The organism is Cohaesibacter intestini, from assembly GCF_003324485.1.
In the GTDB taxonomy this organism is placed as follows: domain Bacteria; phylum Pseudomonadota; class Alphaproteobacteria; order Rhizobiales; family Cohaesibacteraceae; genus Cohaesibacter; species Cohaesibacter intestini.
In genome coordinates, this window is record NZ_QODK01000001.1 from 827,236 (window position 1) to 841,057 (window position 13,822).

At 56.6% G+C, this 13,822-nt stretch carries 11 protein-coding genes; 6 read left to right on the plus strand and 5 right to left on the minus strand.

Annotated elements, in window-relative coordinates; genetic code table 11:
• Positions 1-10 precede the first annotated feature (10 nt).
• Both DSD30_RS03460 and putA read right to left on the minus strand, forming a co-directional pair.
• A complete protein-coding gene (locus DSD30_RS03460; protein WP_198662805.1) occupies positions 11-898 on the minus strand; it encodes a LysR substrate-binding domain-containing protein in 888 nt (295 codons plus the stop codon).
• Positions 899-1,111: 213 nt separating this feature from the next.
• Positions 1,112-4,807, minus strand: coding sequence for a bifunctional proline dehydrogenase/L-glutamate gamma-semialdehyde dehydrogenase PutA (gene putA, locus DSD30_RS03465; protein WP_114008173.1), 3,696 nt, complete (start codon positions 4,805-4,807; stop codon positions 1,112-1,114).
• 231 nt (positions 4,808-5,038) lie between these two features.
• Here putA and DSD30_RS03470 point away from each other — a divergent pair, with 231 nt between their 5' ends.
• Positions 5,039-5,488 carry an Lrp/AsnC family transcriptional regulator gene (locus DSD30_RS03470; protein WP_114008174.1) on the plus strand — a complete coding sequence of 150 codons (450 nt, stop codon included), beginning with the start codon at positions 5,039-5,041 and terminating at the stop codon, positions 5,486-5,488.
• Between the two features lie 21 nt (positions 5,489-5,509).
• Here the strand turns inward: DSD30_RS03470 and DSD30_RS03475 are convergent, their stop codons facing one another.
• The 3 genes from DSD30_RS03475 to DSD30_RS03485 all read right to left on the minus strand — a co-directional run bounded on the left by DSD30_RS03475 (position 5,510) and on the right by DSD30_RS03485 (position 7,686).
• Positions 5,510-6,427 (minus strand): diacylglycerol/lipid kinase family protein, encoded by a 918-nt coding sequence (locus DSD30_RS03475; protein ID WP_157967546.1) that lies wholly within the window; start codon positions 6,425-6,427, stop codon positions 5,510-5,512.
• The gene (locus DSD30_RS03480) at positions 6,420-7,046 is read right to left on the minus strand and encodes an alpha-ketoglutarate-dependent dioxygenase AlkB (RefSeq protein WP_114008176.1); all 627 of its coding nucleotides are present in this window, start codon (positions 7,044-7,046) and stop codon (positions 6,420-6,422) included. Before DSD30_RS03480 ends, DSD30_RS03475 begins: the two co-directional genes overlap by 8 nt.
• Positions 7,047-7,236: 190 nt before the next feature.
• Positions 7,237-7,686 carry a hypothetical protein gene (locus DSD30_RS03485; RefSeq protein WP_157967547.1) on the minus strand — a complete coding sequence of 150 codons (450 nt, stop codon included), beginning with the start codon at positions 7,684-7,686 and terminating at the stop codon, positions 7,237-7,239.
• 467 nt (positions 7,687-8,153) lie between these two features.
• Between DSD30_RS03485 and dnaK the strand changes: the two genes are divergently transcribed.
• The 5 genes from dnaK (at position 8,154) to DSD30_RS03510 (ending at position 13,786) form a co-directional block, all read left to right on the plus strand.
• Complete coding sequence (gene dnaK / locus DSD30_RS03490) at positions 8,154-10,073, plus strand: molecular chaperone DnaK (RefSeq protein ID WP_114008178.1); 1,920 nt, start codon at positions 8,154-8,156, stop codon at positions 10,071-10,073.
• A 119-nt stretch (positions 10,074-10,192) separates the two neighbouring features.
• Entirely contained in the window at positions 10,193-11,077 is an 885-nt protein-coding gene (locus DSD30_RS03495; RefSeq protein ID WP_114008179.1) for an FkbM family methyltransferase, read from the plus strand.
• A 27-nt stretch (positions 11,078-11,104) separates the two neighbouring features.
• The gene (gene dnaJ, locus DSD30_RS03500; RefSeq protein WP_114008180.1) at positions 11,105-12,232 is read left to right on the plus strand and encodes a molecular chaperone DnaJ; all 1,128 of its coding nucleotides are present in this window, start codon (positions 11,105-11,107) and stop codon (positions 12,230-12,232) included.
• A gap of 321 nt (positions 12,233-12,553) precedes the next feature.
• The gene (locus DSD30_RS03505) at positions 12,554-13,156 is read left to right on the plus strand and encodes a class I SAM-dependent methyltransferase (protein WP_114008181.1); all 603 of its coding nucleotides are present in this window, start codon (positions 12,554-12,556) and stop codon (positions 13,154-13,156) included.
• A gap of 51 nt (positions 13,157-13,207) precedes the next feature.
• The gene (locus DSD30_RS03510) at positions 13,208-13,786 is read left to right on the plus strand and encodes an NADPH-dependent FMN reductase (protein ID WP_114008182.1); all 579 of its coding nucleotides are present in this window, start codon (positions 13,208-13,210) and stop codon (positions 13,784-13,786) included.
• Positions 13,787-13,822: the final 36 nt, after the last annotated feature.

A 13,822-nucleotide genomic window follows, 5' to 3' on the forward strand; every position in this document is an offset into this window, starting at 1 on the left:
TGTTGCGGTTTTACGATCTGCCAAGCGCTGTAATAATCCAGGATCGGAACTGAATGGCCGCCGGGCTGATATGGCCACGTTGGCGCACCAGTCGCATTGTTTGGCCGGTGGCAAGAGGCGTGCTATCCAATGCAACAAGGCTTCCGTCTGCCAGCGCGGCATGCGTCAGGGCAGCATGGGCCATAAAGACACCCCTGCCCTGTCTGGCGGCTTCGAGCGCGAGCCATTGATTGGGATATTTGAGGCCCGCATGCCAATCGAGAGAAAGGCTCGCTCTCGCCTCAGCCCAGACCTGCCAATCGGCTTCGCAATGGCTGTCATGCAACAAGGTCACCGATTTCCAGTTATGGGGATCCTGAAGACCCAACAGATCCCGATATTGCTGAGAGCAGACCGGCAGGATCGCATCATCATACAGAGGTTCGCTGAGAAGGTCGCCGTCTTTTGCCTCTCGGTTGGTAATCAGGAAATCGAGCGCGCCCATATTCTGGCTGCCACCACGCCTTGATTCTGCGCGAGGAATGATTTCCACCTGTGGATTGAGTTGATAAAAGTCCTGCAGGCTGGGCAACAGCCAGCCATCGAGCAAGGCGGGCGGCAAGGCAATGGTGAGAGAGACAAGTGGGACGTCGCTTTGTTTGGGTGGCATCAGCGTCGCAAGCTGATCGAGCAGGCGGGTCACGTCTGGCAGATAACGCTCGCCAGCGTCCGTCAGTTTCACCTTGTTGGCCCGACGAACGAACAGGACCTCTCCCAGCCACGTCTCCAAGCCCTTGACATGCTGACTGATGGCGGTCGAAGTGACATCCAGTTCCAGCGCTGCGCGCGCAAAGGAACCATGACGGGCTGCAGCTTCGAAGGCCTTGACGGCGCTGAAGGGCGGTAGCTTTCGCGACATGTGGAACCTCGACTCTGTCTGACTTTGGAAATGTGCATGGCTTGGTGCCCGGATTGGCTTTTCTTGCAGGTGGGCTTTTTCCATTTATCACATCATGATCCAAGACGTGGTTTGGGCAGTGATACCGCTCCAGAATGCCAGAGAAACGACAAAGGGCAAGAAAAACTTTTCCAAGTTTTTCTTGCCCTATTTCATCATGTTGAATTTATTGCTTTATTTCACGCGCCCTTCAGCCGCTGCCAACAGTTGCGCGTTGCCACCGGATGCCGTCGTGTCGATGCAGAGATGTCGCTCGAGGATGAAACGGGCCGGATCGGCTTCGACAATCAGTGGCATCAAAACCCCGTCACGTTTGGCAATTTCAATGCGGAGGGCCCGTTTGATGTCAGCTTCAAAGCAACAGGCGATGGCATCAATCGAGTCCAGATGGGACATTGTTTCGACATCGACATGACCATCGAAACCGACAATCGGCGCCCCTGATGGCTTGAGTTGTTCCGCAAGGGCCTTGGCGCCCGGCGCGACCAGCACCACCGCACAGCCACCAACCAGCGCAGCCACTGTCATTTTCAGGGTTTCGGTATCATCGCCCCCGATCACCAGCGCAATACCGCGCGGTGCAAAAGTCAGCCGGTTGGACTCCCCGGTCGGTCCGGGCATTTCCTGCGGTTCGAGCGACTCTCCCATATGAGCGTCAAACTCAACCGGCATGTCGCAAACGCCTTTCAGCGCGGCGTAGCGGAAGGCATTGGCCGCCCAATGGGTGCGCAGCTCGTGCTCGGTCTGCAGCTCATGGATCGCATATTGCAGCTCGACAGTGGCGATTTGCTCGCCACTCATCGTGCCGGTTGCCGGGGCAGCCCCCTGATAGAAGCGATTGACATAGTGAGGGCCACCGGCTTTCGGGCCGGTTCCAGACAGGCCTTCGCCACCGAAGGGCTGCGAGCCAACAATGGCGCCGATCTGGTTGCGATTGACATAGATGTTGCCGACCTTGATCCGGTCAACAATGTCCTGCACCCGATTGTCCATCCGGGTGTGAAGTCCAAAGGTCAGGCCAAAGCCCTTGGCATTGATGGTCTCAACCACCTTGTGCACATTGCGTGCGGCAAAGGAGGCCACATGAAGGACGGGACCGAAAATTTCCTCCTCCAACTCTTCAATACCAGAGAGCTGAATGATCGTCGGCGCGCAGAAAATGCCGCTCTCCGGCACATTCAACTGCTTGATCAGCTTGCCAGCGGCACGCATTTTCTCACAATGGGCGTCGATCTTGCCCTTGGCGGCCTGATCAATCACCGGGCCGATATCGGTCGCCCAGTCCCATGGATTGCCCAAAGCCAGTTCAGCCATTGCGCCCTTGAGCATCTCGATCACTCGTTCATAAATGTCCTCCTGCACATAAAGCATGCGCAAGGCCGAGCAGCGCTGGCCGGCCGACTGGAAGCTCGAGGCGAGGATATCGCGCACGGCCTGTTCCGGCAGGGCGGTGGAATCAACGATCATTGCATTGAGACCCCCGGTCTCGGCAATGACGGGCGCGTCCGGGGAAACATGTTCCGCCATGGCGCGGTTGATGGTCTGGGCAACACCGGTGGAGCCGGTGAAGCAAACCCCGGCAATGCGCGGATCGCTGGTGATTGGCGTGCCGACGGTGCGGCCGCTGCCGGGCAGCAATTGCATAGCGGCTTTTGGCACGCCTGCTTCATGCATCAATTCAACGGCACGGGCGGCGATCAGCGGGGTTGGGCCTGCGGGCTTGGCCAAAACCGCATTGCCAGCGGCGAGCGCCGCCAAAATCTGGCCAGTGAAGATGGCGAGCGGGAAATTCCAGGGCGAGATGCAGGCGATGGTTCCGCGCGCCTGCTTTTTGGCCTCGGCTTCCAGACGCTCTGCTTCATTGGCATAGAAGCGGGCAAAATCGACCGCCTCGCGCACTTCGCCGATGGCATCAAGCATGGTCTTTCCCGCTTCGCGGCTGGCAAGTGCAAAAAATTCCGGAGCATGGGCTTCATACAGATCACCGACCTTGCGCAGAATCGCAGCGCGCTCGGCGGTCGGCACCTGTGACCAGTCCTCGAACCCTTTGAGGCTGGCAGCAAGAGCCGCTTCGACATCATCGCTGGAGGCTTGCGCGACAAGACCGATTTGGTCACTTGGGTCGGCAGGGTTGAAAACCGGTTTCATTTCGGAAGCGGTTTCATATCCGTCAACCATTGGCTTTGCCGACCATTGATGGGTCTTGAAACGACCACGTTCCGCATCCAATTTGGCCATAGTGACCGGGTCTGTATGATCCCACCCCTGGCTATTGACGCGTTTTGCACCAAAAATGTCTTTTGGCTTGGTGATGTAGGGATTGGCAATCGCATCGCCAAGGCTGCGCACCTGTGCGAAGGGATCCTTGGCGATTTCTTCCGGCGCGATGCTCTCATCGACAATCTGGTTGACGAAGGACGAGTTGGCGCCATTTTCCAGCAGACGGCGGACCAGATAGGCCAGCAAATCTTCGTGGGCACCCACCGGCGCATAAATGCGGCAATTGACATATTCGGTTTTCATCAGGGTTTCGAACAGGCTTTCCCCCATGCCATGCAGACGCTGGAATTCGAACCGGTCCTTGCGGATGCCCATGGTCTGGGCAATTTCGAGGATGGCAGCCACCGAATGGGCATTGTGCGAGGCAAATTGCGGGTAGATCCGGTCTGTCATGTCCAGCAAGCGGCGGGCATTGGACAGATAGGAGACATCGGAATTGACCTTGCGGGTAAAGACCGGGAAGCTTTCAAGGCCCATCACCTGGGCGCGTTTGACCTCGGCATCCCAATAGGCCCCCTTGACGAGGCGCACTGTGATCTTGCGGTCCAGCTTGTGGGTCAGGGCATAGAGCCAGTCGACAACGAAGGATGCGCGGTGGCCATAGCTCTGGACCACGACACCAAAGCCATCCCAGCCAGCCAGCGCCGGATCAGAAAAGACTTTTTCGATGACATCAAGGGACAGATCGAGGCGGTCCATTTCCTCCGCATCGATGTTGAAGCCCATATTGGCAGACTTGGCCAGCAGGGCGAGCGACAGGGTACGGGAGGTCAACTCTTTGAGCACCCTATCCTTCTTGCCCATCTCATAGCGGGAATGGAGCGCCGACAATTTGACCGAGATACCCGGATTCTTCATCGTGTCATCGGACTTGCAATGCTTGGCCAGCGCTGTGATCGCATCAGAATAGGCAATGTGATAGCGCATCGCATCCGCTTCGGTGCGGGCCGATTCGCCAAGCATGTCGTAGGAATAGACATAGCCCTTCTTTTGCATACCCTCCGCACGGTTGGTGGCCTTTTCGATGGTGGTTCCAAGCACGAACTGGCGCCCCAGTTCCTTCATCGCCTGCGCCACAGCGGTCCGCACCACGGGTTCGCCCATCCGTTTGACCATCGAATGGAGCGTCGTGGCCAGCCCTTTTTCTTCATCGGTTTTGAGCAGCTTGCCGGTCAACATCAGGCCCCAGGTGGAGGCATTGACCAGCGAGGAGGCCGATTTGCCCAGATGCACGCCCCATTCACTGGGGGCAATCTTGTCGGAAATCAGCGCATCGATGGTGTCCGGGTCCGGCACCCGCAGCAGGGCTTCGGCCAGACACATCAGGGCAATGCCCTCTTTGGTCGACAGGCCATATTGGGCCAGAAAGCTTTCCATCATGGTCGGCGCGGTGCTGGTACGGATGGTCCGGACCAGATCGGCGGCGCGTTTGCTGGCCCGGGCGCAGAGATACTCGTCGAGATCAGCTTCCTGCATCAGACGACGGACATTTTGCGCCTCATCGGCCAGATAATGATCGCGGATGATGGTGCGAAGGCTGGTCATGCGGTCAGTCAGATCCTGTGCCCGCTCGCTGTTCTGTTGATCCATGTGGACCTCCTTGGACGGCTTGGCTCGGCGGCTCGATCTTGCTTTTGCTTTGATTTTCGCTCTGTTTCAGGCGAAGAATGTCGGGACCGCGAAGCGATGTGATTGCTTGGAAGATGGCTTCAGAATAGCGGAAAATGCCTAGGCGAACTGACTGAATGATTTGCAAATTTAGCCAGATTCTCTTATTTTTGGTCCATAGACTTCATTCAATGCCTAGAAATTTTGACAATTATGGACAATTTGGACAATCTTGATCGCAAAATTCTCGACGTTCTGGCCGACGACGGGCGGATCACGATCACTGACCTTGCAAAAAAGGTCGGTCTATCAAAGACCCCTTGCCAGCTCAGGATGCGCAAGCTGGAGGAGAAGGGCTATATCCGTGGCTATGGCGCGATGCTTGACCCGGAAAAGCTTGGCGAAGGGCATATCGCTTTTGTGCAGGTCTCCCTCAGCGATACACGATCGGACGCGCTCAATGCCTTCAACGAGGCGGTGCGCCATATCAGGGAAATCGAGCAATGCCACATGATCGCGTCGAATTTCGACTATCTTCTGAAAATCCGCACCCGTGACATGTCGAACTATCGCAAGGTGCTGGGAGAGAAAATCTCCGCCCTGCCCCATGTGTCGCACACATCAACCTTTGTGGTGATGGAAAGCGTCAAGGATCGAAAGTGAATGGCATTGGTGCGGCCCGGTTCAGTCCGTTTTCGCACTCAAGACCCTGAGGCTTTTGGGGTGAAGCTCAATCGTTACCTTGTCTTCCAAGGGCAGCAATTCGCCATCCTGAACGCATTTGGCCGGTTTCTTGCGGCTTGTCATTGAAATCTCGACCTTCCTGGCAGCCCTGATTGTGAGGTCGGGATTGTCGTGGGTTTGCCCTAGCAACAGATCAGCGCCCAGTTTCAGTGCCTTTTGGCGGTTCATCCGGCCAACCATATAGACACCGAGCCGCCCACCATCGGGCTGCTCGGCAAAGGGCGGTGTGGTGCCACCGAACAGATTGTTGGAAATGGACAGGGCACTCAGTTTGCAGGTTTCCGGTGTGCCGTCGATTGAGAGGGTCAACTGATAGAGCGGCATGCGGGCGATGGTCCTCCAAAAAGCTTTCAGGCTGGCGGCCATTTTGCCAAAGCGCGAGCCATAGGTCAGACGATCACGCTTGCGAATCATCCGTGGGTGCAGACCAATCGACATTTGATGGACAAAGGGACGACCGTTGGCGGTTGCGATGTCATAGGCGCGCATTTGGCTGTGCCCCAAAGCATCGATGGCAGCATCGAGATCAAGCGGCATGGCCAACGAACGGGCAAACAGATTCATCGTGCCGCCTGGAATGACCGCAAGGATCTTGTCATGCTTCCAGGCAAATTCAGCTGCCGCCGACACGGTGCCATCGCCCCCACCGGCCAACAGGACCGCAAAATCTTCGCTGCGGGCGGTTTTCTCCATGTCGTCGATCAACGCCTTGCCGTCTCCCACATGGAAGGTCACTGCATCATAGTGATCAGCCAAGGCCTGCTGGATATGATCCTTGACGGCGTCGAGATCGGCGGTGCGAAAGGTGCCGCTACCGGTATTGAGGAAAGCATGGACGCTGTTGTTCGGCTCAGTCACGGCTGGCTCCTTCCGGTCTCGTGTCACTTCCGGCCTTTGTCACCCGCCGCATGGTCAAATTGATCCGGCCCGGCTCTTTGAGCAAAGTCGAGGTGCCGGGATAGATCTTGTCGACCCCATGATAGGCGAGGCGGTCTTCGCCTTCGAGCAGCAACACGTCACCGGACTGGAGCAGGAAGCTCTGGGTTGGATCCTTGCGTTCCCTGCCACCAAGGCGAAAGCGGGCATCATCGCCGAGCGAGACAGACAGGATCGGTGCATCGAAATCCTCTTCGTCATTGTCGACATGGAGGCCCATTTTGGCGTCCGGACGATAATAATTGATCAAACAGGCTTCAGGCGGCAGCGGGTAGCCGGTCAGATCCTGCCAGAGCTGCATCAAGCGATCAGGGATTGCAGGCCAAGGCTGACCGGTGACTGGATGGACCGGCTCATAGCGATAGCCCGATTTGTCCGATAGCCAGCCCAACGGGCCGCAGTTGGACATGCGCACCGACAAAGGTTTGCCCCAGCGCGGCATGGTCGGGGTGAAAAGCGGGGCTTTGGCCACGATTGCACGAATATCTTCAAGCAGAGCCTTTTGTATTTCGGGTGCGAGATGAGCACTCAACAATCGCATTTTCTGGTCCTTTTTGCCTTGGAATGATCCGCCTCATGTTGCTGTCCGCCCTGCCCGTTGCCATTGTTCGCGACGACATCCCCCAGCCCTCTAACGCAGAAAGGGGCCTGCGGGATCCATTATGCTGCCCATTTTGTTCGAAAATCCGGCAGCGGTCAGAGGTCGGCTGCCGGACAATCGGCTGATGGTCTCACTCCGCAAAGGTAAAGGCTCTGGGGAATTGTGCATAGAGCGGATCGCCGTCCCAGAAGACATCGGTCGGCCCGATGGCATAGTCAATCAGGTTCCATTGGCCATAGGCCTGTCGGAGCAGCGCATACGTGGTCAGGCCGTCCTGATCGCTCCACATTTTGAATTGCGGACCGTTTGTGGCAATGGCTGCGCCACCGGGCCGTTGCGGTTCAACCACCAGCCAGGCCCAGTCGCCATAGACATTCATCCGGTTGACCACGAATTCAACCGGTGCGCCAAGGCGGGCTTCCAGCAGCGGGCGAATCGCGTTGAGCACCGCCTTGCGCTCCACACTGCCTCTTTCTGGCGTGTAAATTTGCTGTGCCGAGGCTACGCTGATGCCCAGTTGGCCAACAGTGAGCAGCAAGGCTGCAATCACGGCAATCGGCATCCAATGTCTGTTGATCATGTCTTTTCTCCCCTTGTCCCCCATGACGAACGGCAAAGTCGGTGCGGCCCGATCGTATTTTTCAGGGTCTGTGTTTGCTTCAGTCAGAAAAACCGCTTGCATCAGTCTAGCGGATAAAAACCGCTATGCTAAGACGATTTACACGGCCCTTCGCCTTGCTTTGGGCGGGTCAATTGAGGCCTCTTGTGGGGAATTTTTCATCTTAACCCCGATTTAACCCGAAACACCCCCTTTATTTTGCCGCTCCACTCTTATATGAGGGGTGCCAACTTTTCGAATTTTGTCGCAAAAGCGTTCAAACTGGTAGGGTTTCAGCCTTGCACCATGCATGGGTGGCCCCTATATGTCCCATTGAATGGAACCTAACCCGCGCGGCAACGCGCATCTTCAGGGGGTCGGGCCGACAACCGGCGCAAACAAACCGCTTTTGAAGGGTTTCACCGACCTGCCGATAAGGAGAAACAAGAATGAGCAAAGTCATTGGTATTGACTTGGGCACCACAAACTCCTGCGTGTCCATTATGGATGGCAAAGAGCCAAAAGTCATCGAGAACGCCGAAGGCGCCCGTACCACCCCGTCGATGATCGGTTTCACCGACGATGGTGAGCGTCTGGCCGGCCAGCCAGCCAAACGGCAGGCTGTGACCAATCCGCTGAACACCCTGTTCGCGGTCAAGCGTCTGATCGGTCGTCGGTTTGATGACCCAGCCGTTAAAAAGGACATGGATCTGGTCCCTTACAAGATCGTCAAAGGCGACAATGGCGACGCTTGGGTGGAAGTCGAGGGTGGTAAATACTCTCCTTCTCAGGTGTCCGCGATGATCCTTCAGAAAATGAAGGAAACCGCTGAAGACTATCTCGGCACCCCAGTCACGCAGGCCGTTATCACGGTTCCTGCCTACTTCAACGATGCCCAGCGTCAGGCTACCAAAGATGCCGGCAAGATTGCTGGCATGGAAGTGCTGCGCATCATCAACGAGCCGACCGCAGCCGCTCTGGCTTATGGTCTGGACAAGAATGACGGCAAGACCATCGCGGTTTATGACCTTGGTGGTGGCACGTTCGACGTGTCCGTTCTGGAAATTGGCGACGGCGTGTTTGAAGTGAAATCCACCAACGGCGATACCTTCCTGGGTGGTGAAGATTTCGACATGCGTCTGGTCGACTATCTGGTGCAGGAATTCAAGAAAGACAGCGGCATTGATCTGAAAAATGACAAGCTGGCTCTGCAGCGCCTGAAAGAAGCTTCCGAGAAAGCCAAGATCGAGCTGTCTTCCTCCACCCAGACCGAGATCAACCTGCCTTACATCACCGCAGATGCCTCTGGTCCGAAACACCTGACCCTGAAGCTGACCCGTGCAAAGTTCGAAGCGCTGGTTGACGATCTGGTCAAACGCACCATCAAGCCTTGTGAAGCCGCCTTGAAAGATGCTGGCCTCAACGCCTCCGAAATCGACGAAGTCGTGCTGGTTGGCGGTATGACCCGCATGCCGAAGGTGCAGGAATCGGTCAAGCAGTTCTTTGGCAAAGAGCCTCATAAGGGTGTGAACCCGGATGAAGTGGTTGCCATGGGTGCGGCCATTCAGGCTGGCGTTCTGCAGGGCGACGTGAAAGACGTGCTGTTGCTCGACGTGACCCCGCTGTCTCTGGGTATCGAAACCCTTGGCGGTGTCTTCACCCGTCTGATCGACCGCAACACCACCATCCCGACCAAGAAGGGTCAGGTCTTCTCGACCGCTGATGACAATCAGAGCGCCGTGACGATCCGGGTTTTCCAGGGCGAGCGTGAAATGGCTGCCGACAACAAGATGCTTGGCCAGTTCGATCTGGTTGGCATCCCGCCAGCCCCACGCGGTGTGCCGCAGATCGAGGTGACCTTTGACATCGACGCCAACGGCATCGTCAATGTCTCCGCGCTCGACAAGGGCACCGGCAAGGAGCAGAAAATCTCCATCAAGGCCTCTGGCGGTCTTTCCGACGACGAGATCGAAAAGATGGTCAAGGATGCCGAAGCCAATGCCGAAGCCGATAAGGTGCGCAAGGAAATGGTGGAAGCCAAGAATCACGGCGAAGCCTTGGTGCACTCGGCCGAGAAGAGCGTTGCTGACTTTGGCGACAAGGTATCAGATGCCGACAAATCTGCCATCGAGGCAGCGATTGGCGAGCTGAAGACCGCTCTGGAAGGTGACGATCTTGAAGCGATCAAAGCCAAGACCGAAGAGTTGACCAATGCTTCCATGAAGCTTGGTGAAGCCATGTATGCGGCACAGCAGTCCGATGAGGAAGCCCAAGCCGCCGCAGATGCTGCACGCGATGCTGCCAAGGATGATGACATCGTCGATGCCGACTTCGAAGAAGTCCGCGACGATGACGAGAAAAAGTCCTAAGGCCGGGTCGTTACAAGACAAAAGGCAGCACTCATCGGGTGCTGCCTCATCGTGTTGAGAACCCGGAGTGATGCCACACTTCGGGTTTTGTTGTGAAACCAGTGCAGTTGGGCGGGCAAATGAACATTCCGACAGATTCCGAAGATGTCTATGGCAGCCATGCGTTGCCTGCGTCCCTCGCCCACCTTCGGGCCATAGCCAATGCGCGTGGTGCGGGCCTGTTTGATCGACGCCTTGCGTCTATCACCCGCAAGCTGCTCTATCTGCTGACCTCATCGCCTTATGATGTACCGGTCTTCCGTTCGCAGAAATTGCGCCTTTATCCCAAGAGCAATCGGTGTGAAAAGCGGGCCTTTGTCGGGCTGTCTTCATGGGATCAAGGGGAGCGGGCGGCCATTGCTGCTGACATAGCCGCATCTGTCGCACGTGAGGCGCCTTTCGTCTTTCTCGATTGCGGCGCCAATATCGGGCTTTACAGCCTGTTTGCCCGTGACGAGGCGCTGGCGCTGGGCAAGCCCTTCGTCGGACTGGCGATCGAGCCGGATCCGGTGAACCAGAAGCGCCTGGCGTTCAACCTTGATGCCTCTGATGCACGGGACGTGACCATCGCCCCCTTTGCCATCGGGCGAGAAGAGGGCATTGTGCGGTTTGTCAGTTCGGTTTCCAACCGTGGTGAAGCCCATGTGGCGTGCGACGCAGAAACCAACCCTTGCATTGAATTGCCAATGCGGCCGCTGTCGGACCTTGTCAAAGCGCATGGGATCGACCATATCGATGTGATGAAAATCGACATCGAGGGACACGAATTTGAGGCGCTGGAGCCTTTCTTCGATGCGGCACCAAAGTCCTTGTGGCCCAAAAAGATTTTGATCGAGGTGGGCCGAGATCAGAAGACCGATGCTCTGTCGCTGTGCCTAGATCGCGGCTATCGCGTCGAAAAAGCCATCAACATCAATGCATATCTTGCACTGGAAACGCCAGATCAGACCGTTGATTGGCCGTAGACCAAGACGAGTTAGAAAGTGGAACGGATGTCCAAAGCCGATTATTACGAATTGCTCGGGGTCTCCCGTGGGGCTGACGACAAGGAGTTGAAAAGCGCCTTTCGCAAGAAAGCGATGCAATTTCACCCTGACCGCAATCCGGACGACCCGGAGGCCGAAGCCCGCTTCAAGGAAATCAATGAAGCTTACGAAATTCTCAAGGATGCCGAAAAGCGCGCCGCCTATGACCGCTATGGTCATGCAGCCTTTGAACAAGGCGGCATGGGGCAGGGCTTCGGATCCGACTTCGGGTCCTCCATGTCCGATATCTTCGAGGATATTTTCGGCGACATGATGGGCGGCGGTGGCCGTCGGTCCCGCGGTCGCGAGCGTGGGGCTGACCTGCGTTACAATATGGAAATCACGCTGGAAGAGGCCTTCCACGGCAAAACCGCCGAAATCGAAGTGCCGACTTCTGTCACCTGTACCACCTGTTCAGGCTCCGGTGCCAAGGCAGGCACGAGCCCGAAACCCTGTCGCACCTGTGGTGGTATCGGCAAGGTTCGGGCCACACAGGGCTTTTTCACCGTCGAGCGGACTTGTCCAAGTTGTCATGGCCGTGGCGAGGTGATCGAGGATCCATGTGAGAGCTGTCACGGTTCGGGTCGGACGATGGAAAACCGCACCTTGTCGGTCAACATTCCGTCTGGTATCGAAGACGGCACCCGCATTCGCCTGTCCGGCGAAGGGGAAGCCGGGGTCCGGGGTGGCCCTCCGGGCGATCTATACATCTTCCTTACCCAGAAACCGCATGACCTGTTCCAGCGGGATGGGGCAGACATTTTCTGCCGCGTGCCGATTTCGATGTCGACCGCCATTTTGGGTGGCCAGTTCGAGGTCCCGACCGTGGATGGTGGCAAGACGCGGGTGAATGTGCCCGAAGGCACCCAGACGGGCAAACAGTTCCGTCTGCGTGGCAAGGGCATGCCGGTTCTGCGCAGTGCGCAATATGGCGACATGTATATTCAGGTCGATGTGGAAACGCCGCGCAAGCTCACCAAACGCCAGAAGGAACTGATCATGGAGTTTGACGAACTGGCGCATGCAGACAATCATCCAGGCAGCGACGGCTTTTTCGCCAAGGTGAAGGATTTCTTCGAACGCATCGGCGAATAGATGACAGTCTGCCAATCGATGTTGAAAAGGGGTGTTGGATCAGCACCCCTTTTTTGCATCCGCTGACTTAAAAACACCATCAAAGCGGATCATGCTGTCGCCGAATGCTGATGGCACAGCCGGATTGATGTCGGGACTACAAGCCTTTACCGGGCTTGATTTGTTTCTTTTCTTGATGTGATGTCTTTCATCGCGCATCATTTGACAATATATTGATTACGTATGTTCCCTCATTTATTCTCTCGCGCCATCTGGCACGGGTCACAGTGTCTACTCCTCAAGCCTGTCGAATGTCAGGCTTGGATTTTGCCGGAGAATCCAATGCTCAAGAAATTGCGTAACCGTCCCTTGATCACCAAGATCCCGGATGAAATCCGTTTCTTGCGGCAATGGTTCGACAATCCGCTGAAAACCGGCGCAGTGGCGCCGTCCAGCCCGGCTTTGGCGCGGCGCATGGCCTCCTTCATCGATCCGGCCAAACCGGGTCTGGTGGTGGAGCTGGGGCCCGGGACGGGCGTTGTCACACAAGCGGTCCTTGGGCGCGGTGTTGAGCCAAACAGGGTGCTGGCGGTGGAATATTCCACCGACTTTGTCGACATTCTGCGCGACCGCTTTGCTGGCGCGACGGTGATGCAGGGGGATGCCTATGACTTTCAAACAATCCGGCAGACTCACATCAACGAGCCTCTGGCAGCGGTGGTCTCGAGCCTGCCCCTCTTCACCAAGCCGAAGGCCATGCGCAGCAGACTGATCGATATGTGCCTTGATGCGTTGGCACCGGGCTGCCCCTTCATCCAGTTTTCCTATGCCCTGGTTCCGCCGGTGCCAGTCGGGGAGGGCAATTTCACCATCGAGACCAGCAACTGGGTCATTGGCAACCTGCCGCCCGCCCGTGTCTGGGTGTATCGCAGACCGCTGCAATAGGTCTGTTTGCGACGATTTCTCCTCTTTCTTCTTCAATATACAGGATGGGTTATGCAAAAGACGCGTATTCTCTGTTTTGCTGGGTCGACGCGGTCCGGTAGTTTCAATCAGGCTCTGGCGGGTGTCATGGCCAAAAAACTCAGCCTGATGGAAATGGATGTCACATATCTGAATCTGACTGACTATCCGCTGCCGCTATTCAATGCCGATGATGAAAAAGAAAAGGGCCTGCCGGACAATGCGGTGAAACTGGCCAAATTGATGGCCGACCATGACGGTATCTTCATTGCCAGCCCGGAATATAATGGCTCTGTGACACCCTTGATGAAAAATACCATCGACTGGGTCTCGCGTGTGCCGGCTGAAGGTCGCCATCCCTATCGGACGCCGGTCTTTGCCATTGGCGCGGCCTCACCCGGCCAGATGGGTGGTATGCGTTCTCTGGCTCATTTCCGCCAGATCCTCGTGGCCTTGGGGGCCATCGTGATTCCGGAACAGGTGAGTGTCGGCAATGCGGGCTCGGCCTTTGACGACAAGGGCGATCTGAAAGAGGATCGACAAAGCGCCTTCCTTGAGGGCTGTGCCCATAAACTGATCCAGACAGCGCAACGCCTGAAGCCACTCGGATAGACCATCGTCGGCCATCTATTCACCTACACAGCTATG